General features: G+C 72.5%; 12 protein-coding genes. 7 read left to right on the top strand and 5 right to left on the bottom strand.

Annotation, left to right across the window (positions count from 1 at the left end; translation table 11 throughout):
* The first annotated feature begins 1 nt into the window (after position 1).
* The 3 genes from dusB (at position 2) to ACFWUQ_RS23860 (ending at position 5,703) form a co-directional block, all read left to right on the top strand.
* Positions 2–1,162, top strand: coding sequence for a tRNA dihydrouridine synthase DusB (gene dusB / locus ACFWUQ_RS23870; RefSeq protein ID WP_384541438.1), 1,161 nt, complete (start codon positions 2–4; stop codon positions 1,160–1,162).
* A gap of 376 nt (positions 1,163–1,538) precedes the next feature.
* The gene (gene ppdK / locus ACFWUQ_RS23865) at positions 1,539–4,247 is read left to right on the top strand and encodes a pyruvate, phosphate dikinase (protein ID WP_384541435.1); all 2,709 of its coding nucleotides are present in this window, start codon (positions 1,539–1,541) and stop codon (positions 4,245–4,247) included.
* A 379-nt stretch (positions 4,248–4,626) separates the two neighbouring features.
* Positions 4,627–5,703, top strand: coding sequence for a helix-turn-helix domain-containing protein (locus ACFWUQ_RS23860; protein ID WP_384541432.1), 1,077 nt, complete (start codon positions 4,627–4,629; stop codon positions 5,701–5,703).
* 46 nt (positions 5,704–5,749) lie between these two features.
* Here the strand turns inward: ACFWUQ_RS23860 and ACFWUQ_RS23855 are convergent, their stop codons facing one another.
* On the bottom strand, positions 5,750–6,910 hold the full coding sequence (locus tag ACFWUQ_RS23855) for an alkaline phosphatase PhoX (RefSeq protein ID WP_384541429.1): 1,161 nt from the start codon (positions 6,908–6,910) through the stop codon (positions 5,750–5,752).
* A gap of 189 nt (positions 6,911–7,099) precedes the next feature.
* Between ACFWUQ_RS23855 and ACFWUQ_RS23850 the strand changes: the two genes are divergently transcribed.
* Together ACFWUQ_RS23850 and ACFWUQ_RS23845 are read left to right on the top strand one after the other, a co-directional pair.
* On the top strand, positions 7,100–7,576 hold the full coding sequence (locus ACFWUQ_RS23850; protein WP_384541427.1) for a group III truncated hemoglobin: 477 nt from the start codon (positions 7,100–7,102) through the stop codon (positions 7,574–7,576).
* A 181-nt stretch (positions 7,577–7,757) separates the two neighbouring features.
* A complete protein-coding gene (locus ACFWUQ_RS23845) occupies positions 7,758–8,165 on the top strand; it encodes a VOC family protein (RefSeq protein WP_384541425.1) in 408 nt (135 codons plus the stop codon).
* Positions 8,166–8,180: 15 nt separating this feature from the next.
* Here ACFWUQ_RS23845 and nirD read toward each other — a convergent pair whose 3' ends face one another.
* Genes nirD through ACFWUQ_RS23830 form a run of 3 tightly spaced genes read right to left on the bottom strand, consistent with a single transcriptional unit; the run spans position 8,181 to position 12,419 of the window.
* A complete protein-coding gene (gene nirD / locus ACFWUQ_RS23840) occupies positions 8,181–8,513 on the bottom strand; it encodes a nitrite reductase small subunit NirD (RefSeq protein WP_384541423.1) in 333 nt (110 codons plus the stop codon).
* Complete coding sequence (gene nirB, locus ACFWUQ_RS23835; RefSeq protein WP_384541420.1) at positions 8,510–11,050, bottom strand: nitrite reductase large subunit NirB; 2,541 nt, start codon at positions 11,048–11,050, stop codon at positions 8,510–8,512. The genes nirD and nirB overlap by 4 nt, the downstream gene beginning before the upstream one ends.
* Before the next feature lies 1 nt (position 11,051).
* The gene (locus ACFWUQ_RS23830) at positions 11,052–12,419 is read right to left on the bottom strand and encodes an NAD(P)/FAD-dependent oxidoreductase (protein ID WP_384541417.1); all 1,368 of its coding nucleotides are present in this window, start codon (positions 12,417–12,419) and stop codon (positions 11,052–11,054) included.
* 157 nt (positions 12,420–12,576) lie between these two features.
* Between ACFWUQ_RS23830 and ACFWUQ_RS23825 the strand changes: the two genes are divergently transcribed.
* Positions 12,577–13,872 (top strand): ferric reductase-like transmembrane domain-containing protein, encoded by a 1,296-nt coding sequence (locus ACFWUQ_RS23825; protein WP_384541415.1) that lies wholly within the window; start codon positions 12,577–12,579, stop codon positions 13,870–13,872.
* 352 nt (positions 13,873–14,224) lie between these two features.
* Positions 14,225–15,001: a sulfite exporter TauE/SafE family protein gene (locus tag ACFWUQ_RS23820; RefSeq protein ID WP_384541413.1), complete on the top strand. Its 777-nt coding sequence runs from the start codon at positions 14,225–14,227 to the stop codon at positions 14,999–15,001.
* Between the two features lie 25 nt (positions 15,002–15,026).
* On the opposite strand, the gene ACFWUQ_RS23815 is transcribed toward ACFWUQ_RS23820, so the two are convergent.
* A complete protein-coding gene (locus ACFWUQ_RS23815) occupies positions 15,027–15,767 on the bottom strand; it encodes a class F sortase (protein WP_384541410.1) in 741 nt (246 codons plus the stop codon).
* Positions 15,768–15,939 lie beyond the last annotated feature (172 nt).

Raw genomic sequence — 15,939 nt, 5'->3', positions numbered from 1 at the left:
CATGCGGGACAATGGGCGGATGACCACGCTCCCGCCGCCCCTCGCGATCGGCCCGCACACCGTGCAGCCGCCGGTGGTGCTCGCGCCCATGGCCGGCATCACCAATGCCCCGTTCCGTACCCTCTGCCGCGAGTTTTCGGGCGGCAAGGGGCTGTTCGTGAGCGAGATGATCACGACGCGCGCCCTGGTCGAACGCAACGACAAGACCATGCAGCTGATCCACTTCGACGAGACCGAGAAGCCCCGCTCGATCCAGCTGTACGGGGTCGACCCCGCGACGGTCGGCAAGGCGGTCCGCATGATCGTCGACGAGGACCGCGCCGACCACATCGACCTGAACTTCGGCTGCCCCGTCCCCAAGGTGACCCGCAAGGGCGGCGGCTCGGCCCTCCCGTACAAGCGGAACCTGCTGCGCGCGATCCTGCGCGAGGCCGTCGCCGGCGCCGGCGACCTCCCGGTGACCATGAAGATGCGCAAGGGCATCAACGACGACCACCTCACCTACCTCGACGCGGGCCGCATCGCCGTCGAGGAAGGGGTCACCGCCATAGCCCTGCACGGCCGCACCACCGCGCAGCACTACGGGGGCACCGCCGACTGGGACGCCATCGCGCGGCTCAAGGAGCACGTGCCGGAGATCCCGGTGCTCGGCAACGGCGACATCTGGTGCGCCGAGGACGCGCTGCGCATGGTCCGCGAGACCGGCTGCGACGGCGTGGTCGTCGGACGCGGCTGCCTGGGGCGGCCGTGGCTGTTCAACGACCTCGTGGCGGCCTTCGAGGGGCGGCCGGAGGACTTCCACAAGCCCACGCTCCGCGAGGTGGCGGGCACCATGCACCGGCACGCGCAGCTGCTGGGGGAGTGGATCGGCGACGAGGCGCGCGGGGTGATCGACTTCCGTAAGCACGTGGCCTGGTACTTGAAGGGCTTCTCCGTGGGGTCCGAGATGCGCAAGAAGCTCGCCGTCACCTCCTCCCTGGCCGAGCTGGACGCTCATCTGAGCGAGCTGGATCTGGATCAAGGATGGCCCGACAGCGCGGACGGCCCGCGGGGGCGGACGTCCGGAAACAACCGGGTTGTCCTGCCCGATGGCTGGCTGAAGGATCCGTACGACTGTGCCGGTGTGAGCGAGGAAGCCGAACTGGACACGTCCGGAGGCTGAGCGCGGCTGGCAAACCGTGCCGTGGGCGGCGTGACATACGCCACGCATGGGTGGGGTTGCGCTCACATGAGCGCAAAAGTCACGGATAAGACTTCCAAAGGGTGGCACTGGGTGCCACCCTTTGTGTGTTCAACTCTTGAATACAAAGGGATCGATGATCGCTCATCCGAGCAGGATCAGGCCTCGATGAGCACACATTCCTTCGGGATGTGAAGACTCTTCGTATGTTCTGGCTACCGTGGAGTTACTTTCGATCTCCTGGCGCACGGGTGGTTACGGCCGTATGACCGCCAAGTGGACGTACCCATAAGCCTTCGATCTGGGTATGTTCCTGGCCGTCAGGGCAGCCACCCGAGTCCTCGAGGAGTCGAGACCCGTGTCGGAAAACAAAGATCAGAAGTTCGTCTACGACTTCACCGAGGGAAACCGCGACCTCAAGGACCTTCTCGGCGGCAAGGGAGCCAACCTCGCCGAGATGACCAACCTGGGTCTCCCGGTTCCTCCCGGCTTCACCATCACCACCGAGGCGTGCAAGGTCTACCTCGACAGCGGCACGGCCCCGGCCGAGCTGCGCGACGAGGTCAGTGCCCACCTGGACGCGCTCGAAACGAAGATGGGCAAGAAGCTCGGCCAGTCGGACGACCCGCTGCTGGTCTCCGTGCGGTCCGGCGCCAAGTTCTCGATGCCCGGCATGATGGACACCGTCCTCAACATTGGCCTCTCCGACGAGTCCGTGACCGGCCTCGCCTCGCAGGCCGGCGACGAGCGCTTCGCGTGGGACTCCTACCGCCGCCTCATCCAGATGTTCGGCAAGACCGTCCTGGGTGTCGAGGGAGAGCTCTTCGAGGACGCCCTCGACGAGGCCAAGGCCGCCAAGAAGGTCACCGTCGACACCGACCTCGACGCCGCCGACCTGAAGAAGCTGGTCAAGCACTTCAAAAAGATCGTGGCCAAGGAAGCCGGCCGCGAGTTCCCGCAGGACGCCCGCGAGCAGATGGACCTCGCCGTCGAGGCCGTCTTCAACTCGTGGAACACCGACCGCGCCAAGCTCTACCGCCGCCAGGAGCGCATCCCGAGCGACCTGGGCACCGCCGTCAACATCTGCTCCATGGTCTTCGGCAACCTCGGCCCCGACTCCGGCACCGGCGTCGCCTTCACCCGCGACCCCGCCAGCGGCCACGCGGGCGTCTACGGCGACTACCTCCAGAACGCCCAGGGCGAGGACGTCGTCGCGGGTATCCGCAACACCGTGCCGCTCGCGGACCTGGAGTCCATCGACAAGGCCTCGTACGACCAGCTCATGACGATCATGACGACGCTGGAGAACCACTACAAGGACCTCTGCGACATCGAGTTCACCATCGAGCGCGGCCAGCTGTGGATGCTCCAGACCCGCGTCGGCAAGCGCACCGCGGGCGCGGCCTTCCGGATCGCCACCCAGCTGGTCGACCAGGGTTTGATCGACGAGGCGGAGGCGCTCCAGCGCGTCAACGGCGCCCAGCTGGCCCAGCTGATGTTCCCGCGCTTCGACGAGGCCGCCAGGACCACGCTCCTGGGCCGCGGCATCGCCGCCTCCCCGGGCGCGGCGGTCGGCAAGGCCGTCTTCGACTCGTACACGGCCGTCAAGTGGTCCCGTTCCGGCGAGAAGGTCATCCTGATCCGCCGCGAGACCAACCCGGACGACCTCGACGGCATGATCGCCTCCGAGGGCATCCTGACCTCGCGCGGCGGCAAGACCTCGCACGCCGCCGTCGTCGCCCGCGGCATGGGCAAGACCTGCGTCTGCGGCGCGGAGGAGCTCGACGTCGACACCAAGCGCCGCCGCATGACGGTCGGCGAGACGGTCATCGAAGAGGGCGACGTCGTCTCCATCGACGGCTCCACCGGCAAGGTGTACCTGGGTGAGGTACCCGTCGTACCCTCCCCGGTCGTCGAGTACTTCGAGGGCCGTATGCACGCCGGCGCCGACGACGCCGACGAGCTGGTCGCCGCCGTGCACCGGATCATGGCGTACGCGGACCGCGTCCGGCGCCTGCGGGTGCGCGCCAACGCCGACAACGCCGAGGACGCGCTGCGCGCCCGCCGGTTCGGGGCCCAGGGCATCGGGCTGTGCCGCACCGAGCACATGTTCCTCGGCGAGCGCCGCGAACTGGTGGAGCGACTGATCCTCGCGGACACCGACGACGAGCGCGAGGCGGCACTCAGTGCCCTCCTGCCGCTGCAGAAGAAGGACTTCGTCGAGCTGTTCGAGGCGATGGACGGCCTGCCCGTCACCGTCCGACTGCTGGACCCGCCGCTGCACGAGTTCCTGCCCGACATCACCGAGCTGTCGGTGCGCGTCGCCCTCGCCGAGTCCCGCAAGGACGCGAACGAGAACGACCTGCGCCTGCTCCAGGCCGTGCACAAGCTGCACGAGCAGAACCCGATGCTGGGTCTGCGCGGCGTCCGCCTCGGCCTGGTCATCCCCGGCCTGTTCAAGATGCAGGTCCGCGCGATCGCCGAGGCCGCGGCCGAGCGCAAGAACGCCAAGGGCGACCCGCGCGCCGAGATCATGGTCCCGCTCGTCGGCACCGTGCAGGAGCTGGAGATCGTCCGCGACGAGGCCGACCAGGTCATCGCCGAGGTCGAGGCCGCCACCGGCACCAGCCTCCAGCTGAGCATCGGCACCATGATCGAGCTGCCGCGCGCCGCTCTGACGGCCGGGCAGATCGCCGAGGCCGCCCAGTTCTTCTCCTTCGGTACGAACGACCTGACCCAGACGGTGTGGGGCTTCTCCCGCGACGACGTCGAGGCCAGCTTCTTCACCGCGTACCTGGAGAAGGGCATCTTCGGGGTCTCGCCCTTCGAGACCATCGACAAGGACGGTGTGGGCGCTCTCGTCCGCAGCGCCGTCCAGGCCGGCCGGGCCACCCGCCCCGACCTCAAGCTCGGTGTCTGCGGCGAGCACGGCGGAGACCCCGAGTCCGTCCACTTCTTCCACGAGGTGGGCCTCGACTACGTCTCCTGCTCGCCGTTCCGGATTCCGGTGGCGCGACTTGAGGCCGGTCGCGCGGCCGCCGAGTCGAAGGGCAGCGACAGCCGCTGACCCCCCGCCCGAGAGGGCCACTGACTGCGCCTGCCCCCGGGTTCCCTGACGCCCTGGGGGCGGGCGCACCTATTTGTTGTTCAACAAATCTTTACGCCAGCAGGCGGTGGACGGATCCCCACCCGTCCACCGCCGCTGTCATTCTGCCGGGCACGTCGGCGCTTCCCGGTGCGACCGACCGCCAGGCCCCGCAAAGCCCCCCACGGCCTTCGCGGAGCGTTTCGGTCGCACCGGAGTGTGCCCGGCGGAGTACAGGATTTCGGTTGTCACGCCTCTGCCGAAAGGGGTTTCAACTGTGGCTGAAAGGGCGTGGTGACCACGTGTGACGGCATGCATACTCATAGGGCGGGGGGATTGCGGTTGCACAGGTGGGGGTTCGGTGCTGCGTATCCATTTCACTGGAGTGGACCTGGCACGCGTACGGATGGCAGGGCGTCCCGATGCGTTGTGGGAAACGATTCTCAGCTTTCACCGGTTAAGGGACCGGCGTGATGCGCGGTTGTTCGGTGAATGGCGAACGGAAGCCCGGAGCCGGTTGAATAGTGAAACACGTATGCTCGGTATGCTCATACCGAGTCGTGGCTATTTCCCTGATTTCCTGACCCCCGTGGAGGGTCAGTACGGGTGGGACGTGGCCCTGGACGCCCTGCGCGGGATCCGGCCCGAGCGGATGCGGCGCGAGCTCCTGCTGCTGACCGCGAAGGTCGGCGCGCGGGCCGCCGCGGGCATCGGAGCGGGCCTGGGACGCCCGGCGGACCCGGGCGGCGGGCTCGGCCCGGGTGCCCCCCTGCCGCCCAGGCTGCGGGAGCTGCTCGACGACGGCCCCCGGCACCTGCCCAGGCTGCTCGGGGAGCTGCGCGCGTACCACCGGGCGGCCGTGGAGCCGTACTGGACCCACATCCAGGCCCAGATAGAGGCCGAGCGGGCCGCCCGCGGCCGGGCGCTGCTGGACGGGGGCGCGGACGAGCTGCTGGCCTCGCTGCCGCCGATGCTGCGGTGGCGGGCGCCGGTGCTGGAGTGCGACTACCCCGTGGACCGGGACGTCCGGCTCCGGGGGCGCGGGCTGCTGCTCCAGCCGTCCTTCTTCTGCCGGCGCACCGCGGTGACCCTGCACGACCCGGAGCTGCCGCCGGTGCTGGTCTACCCGGCGGCCGCGCAGCTGGCCTCGGCACCCGCCGGCGGCGAGGCCGCCCGGCCGGTGGAGGAGCAGCGCCAGCGCACCCTGGGCAAGCTGGTCGGGCACACCCGCTCGGTGGTGCTGCGGGCCATCGGCGACGGCGCCACCACCAGTGAGCTGGCCCGCCGGGCCGGGGTCTCGCTGGCTTCGGCGAGCCAGCACGCCGGCGTGATGCGCGAAGCGGGCCTGGTCACCACCCTGCGGCACGGGAACGCCGTCCTGCACACGGTGACCCCGCTGGGCGCCGCCCTCCTCAAGGGCGGCGCCGTGGCCTCCTGACGGGAGCCGTCCCCCGGACCCGGTCCGGGGGACGGCCGGGCCGGTCCTAGACCCGGAACGGGCCGGTGACCTCGTAGGTGATGCCGCCGGTGGAGCTGCCGCTCGTACCGCGCTGGCTGGAGAAGTACAGCCGGTTGCCCGCCGGGGAGAAGGCCGGGCCGCAGATCTCCGAGGAGGACTGGCCGGTGATGCGCAGGAACGGCGCCACCACATCGCCCGGGGTGATCACGCAGATCTCCATATTGCCGCCGTCCTCGGCGACGTACAGGTCCCCGTAGGAGGAGCCGGTGACGTTGTCGACGCCGGTCAGCGGCGCCGCGCCGCCGGGCACCAGCGAGTCGTCGTAGGCCAGCTCGTAGGTGTTGTTGGCGAGGTTGAGCTGCCAGAGGCGGTTGTCGCCCTTGGTGGTGAACCAGACCGTGTCGTTGGCGTAGTGGCAGCCCTCGCCGCCGTTGAACTTCTTCGAGCCGGAGACCTGGCTGCGGGTCGCGGTCGGCGAGCCGTCCGGGTCGGGGACATTGGCCCAGGTGAAGGAGCCGGAGGTCGCCGTGCCGGCCTTCAGGACCTGGAGGGTGCCGGAGGAGAGGTCGCCCCAGGTGGTGGGGACGAACCGGTAGAAGCAGCCGCTGCTCTCGTCCTCGGTCAGGTAGATCACCTGGCGCACCGGGTCGGCCGCCGCCGCCTCGTGCTTGAACCGGCCCATCGCGGGCCGCTGCACGGAGGCGTTCACACCGTACGGGTCGGCCTCGTAGACGTAGCCGCGGTCGACCTCCTCGCAGGACAGCCAGGTGTTCCACGGGGTCTTGCCGCCCGCGCAGTTCTGCCGCGTGTTGGAGAGGATGCGGTAGGCGCCGGTGACGGTCCCGGAGGAGTTGAACCGCACCGCGCTCGCGCCGCCGCTCGGGTTGATCTCCGAGTTGGACACGTAGATCCAGCCGGAGCCGTCGGCGAAGCAGGCGCCGCCGTCCGGGGCGCTGTGCCAGGTGTACGAGGTACCGCTGACGGTCTGGCCCGAGCGGGCGATCACCCGGCTGGTGAAGCCGGCGGGGAGCATGATGCCGTTCGCATCCGCCGCGCCCAGCGCCCCGTAGGGGCCGGGACCGGGCTGCGCGGGAGCCGCGTAGGCGGCACCGCGCATCAGCGTGCCGCCGAAGGCGGCCGCCGACGTGCCGATGACGGCACCGCGAAGGAAGTTACGACGTTCCACGGTCACTCCTGTGGGAGGAAAGGCCCCGCAGCCGGTCGGACGCGGGGTCGCACGCGTCGAGGAACCTAGAAGACGCCAGTTGACGTGACGTCAACTCCTCATTACGCCCGAGCGACCGGCCGGGGTTCAATCCTCCGGCGGGGACTTCGTACCCCGGGGACAGGGCGCATGGGGGAGGATGGTGGAAGGATGAAGCACTCCGTCGTTGCCGACATCTCCGGCCGCGCCGACCTGGAGGTCGTGCTGCGCCGCTTCTACACCGCCGCCTTCGCCGACCGGCGGATCGGGCCCTTCTTCACCGATCTCGCGGGCACGGACCTCGACGCGCACCTGCCCAGGATCACCGACTTCTGGGAGCGCGCCCTCTTCCGCACGGCCCACTACCGCCGCGACGCCTTCGCGCCGCACGCCGCCCTGCACGCGGCGCGGTCCATGACCGCCGCGGACTTCGGGCGCTGGGTGCAGCTGTGGACCGCGGCCGTGGACGGCCTGCACCGGGGGCCGAACGCGGAACGGGCCAAGGCGCAGGGAGAGCGGATCGCGCTGGCCCTGCACAAGCGGCTGACCGGCGGGGACGGCGACGGCCCGGGCCCCGGCCCGCTGCGCGGCGAGGGCCGGGTGGGCTTCGTACCGCTGGCGGCGGTGGAGCTGCGCTCGGCGGCCTGAGGCCCCGTACGGCGGCGCGTCCGTGCGCCGCTGTCACCGTCCTGGCCTGTACCTTCGTGCCGCCGCCGCGGAGAATTCGAAAAACTTCGCCCGGCACCGATGATTCCCGCCCGGCGCCTCGGTCCACCTCTCGGAAGCGCCGCACGGGGCGCGCCAGCGATGCGAGAGAAGAGGGACCGAGATGTCCGCCACCATGATCTTCGTCAACCTGCCGGTCAAGGACCTGGACGCCAGCAAGGCCTTCTGGGGCAAGCTCGGCTACTCCTTCAACGCCCAGTTCAGCGACGAGAACTGCGCCTCCATGGTCATCAGCGACACCATCGTCGCGATGCTGCTGACCGAGGCCCGCTACAAGGACTTCACCCACAAGGAGATCGCGGACGCCAGCCGGACCTCCGAGGTCCTGCTCTGCCTGAGCGCCGAGAGCCGCACCGCCGTCGACGAGCTCGTCGACGGGGCCGTCGCGGCCGGGGCGACCGAGCCCCGGCCGGCCCAGGACCACGGGTTCATGTACGGCCGCGCCTTCGACGACCTCGACGGCCACACCTGGGAGATCATGTGGATGGACCCGGCGGCCCTCCAGGGCTGACCGCCCGCGCGCCGCTCAGGAGGTCGCGGCGGTCCGCACCCGGTAGGTCCGGACCGCCACCTCCTCGTCGTCCAGGCAGCGCCCCGACTCCAGGTCGAAGCGCTGCTTCAGCAGCGGCGAGGCCACGAAGGGCCGTCCGCCCGCGCAGCCCAGCAGCCCCCGCGAGAGCACGTGCGCCCCGGTGAAGGGGTCCTGGTTGCCGATGGCGTACGTACGCCCCGAGCGGTCGACGAACACCGCGGCCTGGCTCCCGTCGGGCAGCAGGGCGGCCACCCCGCGGCCCGGGGTGAGCGAGGACAGTTCGCACACCGTCAGCCAGCCCTCGGCCACGCGCAGCTCTACGGTCATCGGGTGCCTCCCAGGGATTCCAGCGGCTGAAGGGTGAGGACGGTCAGGTCCGGCTTGACCTGGTCCCGCTCGGGGACGAAGCGCACGGTCGGATCGGGGGCGCCGGGGGCGTTGACGAAGGAGACGAAGCGGCGCAGCCGCTCCGGGTCCTCCAGCGTCTCGGCCCATTCGTCGCGGTAGTGCGCCACGTGGTCGGCCATCAGGGACTCCAGCTCGGCGCACAGTCCCAGCGAGTCGTGCACGACGACGTCCCGCAGGTGGTCCAGGCCGCCCTCCAGCCGTTCCAGCCAGGTGGAGGTCCGCTCCAACCGGTCGGCCGTGCGGATGTAGAACATCAGGAACCGGTCGATGAGGCGGATGAGTTCGGCGTCGGAGAGGTCCTGGGCCAGCAGGTCGGCGTGGCGCGGGGTGGCGCCGCCGTTGCCGCCGACGTAGAGGTTCCAGCCGCTCGCGGTCGCGATGACCCCGAAGTCCTTGCTCTGCGCCTCCGCGCACTCGCGGGCGCAGCCGGACACCGCCGACTTGAGCTTGTGCGGGGCGCGCAGCCCGCGGTAGCGCAGCTCCAGGTCGATGGCCATCCGCACGCTGTCCTGCACGCCGTAGCGGCACCAGGTCTGCCCCACGCAGGACTTCACCGTCCGCAGGGCCTTGCCGTACGCGTGCCCGGACTCGAAGCCGGCGTCGACGAGGCGCGCCCAGATCCGGGGGAGCTGGTCGACGCTCGCGCCGAACAGGTCGATCCGCTGGCCACCGGTGATCTTCGTGTAGAGGCCGAAGTCGCGGGCCACCTCGCCGATCACGATCAGCTTGTCGGGGGTGATCTCTCCGCCCGGGATGCGCGGGACGACCGAGTACGAGCCGTTGCGCTGCAGGTTCGCCAGGAAGTGGTCGTTGGTGTCCTGGAGGGAGGCCTGCTCGCCGTCCAGGACGTAGCCGCTCGTGCCCAGCGTCGCGGCGAGCGAGGCGATGATCGAGCCGACGGTCGGCTTGCAGACCTCGCAGCCGTCGCCGCCGCGCGCCTCGGGGCGGCCGTGGCCGTCGAGCAGCTGCTCGTACGAGGTCAGCCGGCGGGTGCGGACGATCTCGTACAGCTCGGAGCGGGTGTACGGGAAGCAGCCGCACAGGCCCTGGTCGGCCGCGGCGGGCAGCAGCTGGCCGATCACCTTGAGGCAGCTGCCGCAGCCGGTGCCCGCCTTGGTGCACTTCTTGACCTCGGGGACGGTGGAGCAGGCGGTGATGGCCTTCTTGGTGACGTTGTGGCAGGAGCAGATCACCGCGTGGTCGGGGAGCGACGAGGGGCCGAGGGCGACGGGCGCGCCGAGGCCGGCGGGCAGGACCAGCTGCTCGGGGGTGACGGGCGGCACGCTGCCGGTGAGGGGGCGCAGCAGCCCGTAGGAGTCCGCGTCGCCGACCAGCACCCCGCCGAGCAGGATCCCGTCGGGGGAGACGACCAGCTTCTTGTAGACGCCGGTGCGCGAGTCGGACCAGACGACGTCGAGGCTGCCGGGGGTGGCGCCGTGGGCGTCGCCGAAGGAGGCCACGTCGACGCCGAGCAGCTTGAGCTTGGTGGACAGGTCGGCGCCGGTGAACTCCTTCTCCCGGCCCAGCAGGTCGTCGGCGGCCGTCTCGGCCATCTCGTAGCCGGGGGCGACCAGCCCGTAGACGCGGCCGTCGCAGGCCAGCGCGCACTCGCCGATGGCGTAGACGTGCGGGTCGGAGGTGCGGCAGCGGGCGTCGACGGCGATGCCGCCGCGCTCGCCGACGTCCAGTCCGGATTCGCGGGCCAGCTGGTCGCGGGGGCGGACACCGGCCGAGAAGACGACGAGGTCGGCGTCGACGGTGGAGCCGTCGGAGAGTCGCATGCCGCTGACCGCTCCGTCCTCCCCGGTCACCACCTCCTGGGTGCCGACGCCGGTGTGCACGGTCAGGCCCATGGACTCGATGGTGCGCAGCAGGGCGGCGCCGCCGCCGTCGTCGACCTGGACGGGCATCAGGCGCGGTGCGAACTCCACGACCCGCGTGGCGAGGCCGAGCCCCTGGAGCGCGCCCGCCGCTTCGAGCCCGAGGAGGCCGCCGCCGACGACCGCGCCGCTGGTGCGGCCCTTCGCGTACTCCTCGATGGCCAGGAGGTCCTCGATCGTGCGGTACACGAAGCAGCCGGGGGCGTCCTTGCCGGGAACGGGCGGCACGAAGGGGTAGCTGCCGGTGGCCAGGACGAGGACGTCGTACGGGAAGACCTGCCCCGAGCGGGAGGTGACGGTGCGGGCGTCCCGGTCGATGTGCTCGGCGGGGTCGTCGAGGTGGAGCGCGATGCCGTGCTCATCCATGAACCCGGCCGGGGTCATCGACAGGTCCTCGGCGGTGCTCCCGGAGAAGTACGAGGTCAGGTGCACGCGGTCGTAGGCGGGCCGGGGCTCCTCGCAGAGCACGGTGATCCGGTGGGTCCGGGTGGCACCGCGCTCGGCGAGCGCCTCCAGGTAGCGCTGGCCGACCATGCCGTGCCCGATGAGCACGATCGTGGGCAGGGGCTTGGTCATGTCAGTGGCCTCCGTCGTCGGTGAGCAGATGGAACAGGTCGGCGGGGTCGTGCAGGGGCTCGTCGCCCTCCCAGCCGCGGGCGAGGGCGCCCACGGTGGAGAGCTCGCCGAGCAGTACGCCGCCGACGAGGCGGTCGCCGCGGACGACGACCTTCCGGTAGGTCCGGCGGGTGGCGTCGGCGAGGCGGACCACGTCGTCGCCGGGGAGGGCGGTGGTCTCGCCGAACGCGGCGAGGTCGAAGTGCCCGTGGGCGGTCGCGCCGAGGGTGAGGCGGGTCAGGGCCCGGGTGCCGGCGTACGGGGCCGGGAGGCCGGGGGCGGCGCCGGAGGTACGGGTGCCGGTCACGGTGCCGGTGCTTGCGGCCGTGCCGGTGCTCGCGGCTGTGCCGGTGAGGACCGAGGCCAGCGCGTCGGCCTGCTCCAGGGCGGCGCCCGCCAGGCCGTACACCCGCCCGGCGTGCTCGGCGCAGTCGCCGATGGCGTGGACGCGGGGGTCGCTGGTGCGGAGCCGGTCGTCGACCACGATGCCCTTGCGGACCACCAGCCCGGCGGCCGAGGCGAGCCCGGTACGGGGCCGCACGCCGCAGGCCAGCACGACGACGTCGGCGTCCAGCCGGTAGCCGTCGGCGAGCTCGACGCCGGTGACCCGGCGGTCGCCGCGGCCCGCCTCGGCCGGCCGGCCCGGGAGCGGCGGACGGGAACCGGGCGGAGGCGCCGGCAAGGGGCCCGCGGTGAGGAGGCCGCGGACGCGGCACTCCGTGTGGATCTCCACACCGAGACCGGTGAGGTGGGTGTGCAGCAGGGCGGAGGCGTCCGCGTCCAGCTGGCGTTCCATCAGGCGCTCGCCCTGCTGCGCCAGGACCACCTGCGCACCGCGGGCGGCGAGCGCCCGGGCCGCCGAGACGCCCAGCAGGCCTCCCCCGATCACCACCGCCCGCACACCCGGGCGGACGGCCGCCGACAGGGCCAGGCAGTCGTCCATGGTGCGGAACGCGTGCACCCCGTCCGGCAGCTCCCGCCCCTCGGGTTCGAACAGCCCCCGCAGCGGGGGCAGCACCGGGTTGGACCCGGTGGCCATCACCAGCGTGTCGTACCGCTCCACCGTGCCGTCGTCGCAGTGCACCGCCCGCTCCGCGCGGTCGACGCGGACCGCCCGGACCCCCCGGCGCAGCATCGGGCCGGGGGACGGGAGCGCGGTGACCTCCGGTGCGTACCGGCCGGCCAGCACCTCGGCGAGCAGCACGCGGTTGTACGGCGGGCGGCTCTCCTCGCCGAGGACGGTCACCGCCGCGGCAGGTCCCATCCGCTGCGCGAGCCGCAGGCCCGCAAGGCCGCCGCCGATCACCACCACACGCTGCTCCGAGGTCATGGCACGAGCGTGCGCGGTCGCTGTTTCCCCACCGCATCGCCTCTGTTTCCCGGACGGAACACCGACCTCAGCGCCCGGGTTAAGGGTCGGTGAGGCCCTGCTCAAGGCCGTCTTAAGGATCATCCGCGTCACCGGCGGTGCCCTTAGCGTGACGTTCATGCGTGATGCGGCGGTGCGGGTCAGGGGCGGGATCCTGGGCGGAACGGGGGCGGTGGCCCTGCTGTGGGCGGTGCAGGTCCGGCCCTCCGCCCGGCCCGAGGCCCTCTTCGCCACGGCCGCGCACCTGACCGGCCTGCTCGCCGGGTACGGGGTGCTCGTGGTGCTGTTCCTGATGGCCCGGGTACCGGCCGTGGAGCACGGCGTCGGCGCCGACCGGCTCGCCCGCTGGCACGCCCGCGGCGGCCGCTACGTCCTGCTGCTCTGCCTCGGGCACGGGCTCTTCGCCCTGCTCGGCTACGCCGTGCACGAGCGCGTCGACGTGGTCACCGCCGCCCGTGAGCTGCTCGGCTACCCGGCGCTCGCCGCCGCCGCGGCCGGCACCGCCCTCCTGGCCGCGGTCGGTGCGACCTCCGCCCGCGCGGTACGGCGGCGCCTGTCGCACGAGACCTGGCGCGGTGTTCACCTGCTCGTCCACCTCGCCGCCGCGCTGGGCTTCGGCCACCAGCTCGCCGGGCCCGATCTCGCGCCGGTCGCCTGGTTCTGGGCGCTCGCCCACACCGCGGTCGCCGTCCTGCTGCTCTGGTACCGCGTCGTGGTACCCGTACGGCAGGCACTGCGGCACGCGCTGCGGGTCGCGGAGGTCCGGGCCGAGGGGCCCGGGGTGGTCTCCGTCGTCGTCCGGGGCGAGCACCTGGCGGAACTGCGGGCCGAACCGGGGCAGTTCCTGCGCTGGCGGTTCCTCCAGCGGCGGCTGTGGCACACCGCCCTGCCGTTCTCGCTGTCCGCGCCGGTGCGGGGGGACACCCTGCGGATCACCGTCAAGGGCCTGGGCGGCCACTCGCGCCGCGTCCGCCGGCTGCGCCCCGGCACGCGGGTCCTGGCCACCGGGCCGTTCGGGGCGCTCACCGCCGCCCGCCGGACCCGCCCCAGGGTGCTGCTCATCGCGGGCGGGGTGGGGATCACCCCGATGCGGGCCCTGTTCGAGACGCTGCCGGGCGGTCCCGGGGACCTCACCCTGCTCTACCGGGCCAAGGGCGCGGAGCACCTGGTGCTGCGCGCCGAGCTGGAGGCCATCGCGGCCGGGCGGCAGGCCGCACTGCACTACCTGCTCGGGCCGTCGGACGCGGCCCGTGACCCGCTCGCGCCCCGGGCCCTGGCCGACCTGGTGCCGGGGCTGGCCGAGCACGACGTCTACCTGTGCGGGCCGCCCGGGATGACGGAGTCGACCCGGACCGCGCTGCTGCGCGCCGGGGTGCCGGCCGCCTCGATCCACAGCGAGTGCTTCACCGCCTGAGCCCCCGCCCCTTCTGAGAGGCCCCGCCCCGTGCGCCATCCGCTGCACGTCACCCTGTCCGTGCCCGTCCCGGGGCGCGCTCCCGACGGCCGCCGCAGCGCCCCGCCGCGCCACCGCAAGCCCTCCGCGGCGCGGGCGTGGCTGGCCGCGCCGGCCTGCGTACCGCCCGCGCGACGGCTGGCGGCCGGGCTCGGGCTGGCCGCCGCACTGGCCGCGAGCGTGCTCACTGCGGTCGTGGACCCGGCCGCTCCCGTGGCCCCGGACCGGGCGCCGGCCGGGCGAAGCTCAACCTTTGCGCAAGTTTCCGAGGATTGATGGTCTGTGCACCGAACCGGTCCCTAGGGTCGTGACCGTGCCTGACATATCAACAACGATGATCATCGTGCTGTGCGTGGCCGCGGCGGCGGCCGGCTGGATCGACGCGGTGGTGGGCGGCGGCGGCCTGCTGCTCCTGCCCGCCCTGCTGCTCGGCCTGCCGAACGCCCACCCCGCCACCGTCCTCGGTACCAACAAGGCGGTGGCCATCGTCGGCACCGCCGGCGCGGCCGTGACCTACGTGCGCAAAGCGCCGGTGGACGTGAAACTCGCCGTCCGCGTCGGCCTGGCCGCGCTCGCCGGCTCGATGGGCGGCGCCGCCCTCGCCGGAGGGATCAGCAAGGACGCGCTGCGACCGATGATCATGGTGGTGCTGGTCGTCGTCGCCGCCTTCGTCCTCTTCCGGCCCGCCTTCGGCACCGCCCCGGCCGCCTCGCCCGTCAGCCGCGGCCGCGTCCTGCTCACCATCGGACTGGCCGGTCTCGGCATCGGCTTCTACGACGGCCTCATCGGGCCCGGTACCGGCACTTTCCTGGTGCTGGCCCTCACGGCGCTGCTCCACCTCGACCTGGTGACCGCCTCCGCGACCGCCAAGATCGTCAACGTGTGCACCAACGCCGGAGCGCTCGCGATGTTCGCGTACCAGGGCATGGTGCTCTGGCAGCTGGCCGCGCTGATGGCGGTGTTCAACCTGGCCGGCGGCATGGTCGGCGCCCGGATGGCGCTCAAGAAGGGCAGCGGCTTCGTCCGGGGCGTGCTGCTGACCGTCGTGGGCGCGCTGATCGTCAAGCTCGGCTTCGAGCAGTGGGGCTGACGGGCGGCGGCCTCGGCCGGAAGCCTCAGTACGTGCCGGTGAGGTGGGCGAAGACGACCACGTTGCCCCGGTAGCCCGTGCGCGGTGAGAAACCGCCGCCGCACGTGATCACCCGCAGCTCCGCCCTGCGCGAGGGCCCGTACACGCGGGAGTCGGGGAAGGCCGCGGCGTCGTAGACCTCCACCGCGTGCACCGTGAACACGGCCGTACGCCCGTCCGCGCGCGGGATCTCCACGGCCGCTCCCCGCCGCAGCGCGCCCAGGTGGTAGAACACCCCCGGGCCGGCGGCGTCGTCGACGTGCCCCGCGACGACGGCCGTACCGGGGGCGCCCGGAGTCGTGCCGTCGCGGTACCAGCCGGCCAGGTCGCGCCGGGCGGGCGGGGGGACTTCGAGGCTGCCACCCCGCTCCAGGCCCAGGCCGGTCAGCGGGGCGTCGACGCGGATGGAGGGGATCCGGATCCGGGTGGGCGGTGAGCCGGGCAGCGGGGCGATGCCGGCGCCCGCGAAGCCGTCGGCGCTCAGGGCCTCGGCGGGGGAGGGCAGGGGCGGCCCGACGGGCTCACGGGAACCGCTGGTCACGAGCCAGACGCCGACGCAGACGGCGAGCGCGACGAGCCCGGCGTGCCGGGCGGTCGGGTTGTGGGCGCCCCGGGCGGACGAACCGGTACCGGTTCCGGACCGTCCACCGCCGGGGCGGGGACGGGCGCCGGCCGAAGGCCAGGGCTGCGGGCCCCGGCTCCTCGCGGATCCGAATTCGCCACCCATGCGTAAGACCCCCTCCGCTTCCGTCTCGGCGTGACTGGCCGTCGCCCCTCCCCCCGCACGGGGGGGCCTGGCGGGGCGGGGGACGGGGTCGGTAACCGGGGGGCCGCGGCCCGGGGCCGGGGGGGGGGGCCGCAACTACCGCTGGCCCGCGCCCCGGCCCGCCCGAACGCCG

This window comes from Streptomyces sp. NPDC058662 (assembly GCF_042716255.1).
Classification (GTDB): domain Bacteria; phylum Actinomycetota; class Actinomycetes; order Streptomycetales; family Streptomycetaceae; genus Streptomyces.
Note: the sequence above shows the minus strand (reverse complement) of the source record. Positions and strands in the feature narration are given on the sequence as shown.

Bases quoted from the DNA above. Each gene is read 5' to 3' on its own strand.
- dusB (WP_384541438.1), top strand. From the start codon at position 2: ATGCGGGACAATGGGCGGATGACCACGCTCCCGCCGCCCCTCGCGATC.
- nirD (WP_384541423.1), bottom strand. From the start codon at position 8,513: ATGACCGTAGAGCTGCGCGTGGCCGAGGGCTGGCTGACGGTGTGCGAA.
- ACFWUQ_RS23825 (WP_384541415.1), top strand. From the start codon at position 12,577: ATGCGTGATGCGGCGGTGCGGGTCAGGGGCGGGATCCTGGGCGGAACG.
- ACFWUQ_RS23830 (WP_384541417.1), bottom strand. From the start codon at position 12,419: ATGACCTCGGAGCAGCGTGTGGTGGTGATCGGCGGCGGCCTTGCGGGC.
- ACFWUQ_RS23850 (WP_384541427.1), top strand. From the start codon at position 7,100: ATGAAGCACTCCGTCGTTGCCGACATCTCCGGCCGCGCCGACCTGGAG.
- ACFWUQ_RS23845 (WP_384541425.1), top strand. From the start codon at position 7,758: ATGTCCGCCACCATGATCTTCGTCAACCTGCCGGTCAAGGACCTGGAC.
- ACFWUQ_RS23815 (WP_384541410.1), bottom strand. From the start codon at position 15,767: ATGGGTGGCGAATTCGGATCCGCGAGGAGCCGGGGCCCGCAGCCCTGG.
- nirB (WP_384541420.1), bottom strand. From the start codon at position 11,050: ATGACCAAGCCCCTGCCCACGATCGTGCTCATCGGGCACGGCATGGTC.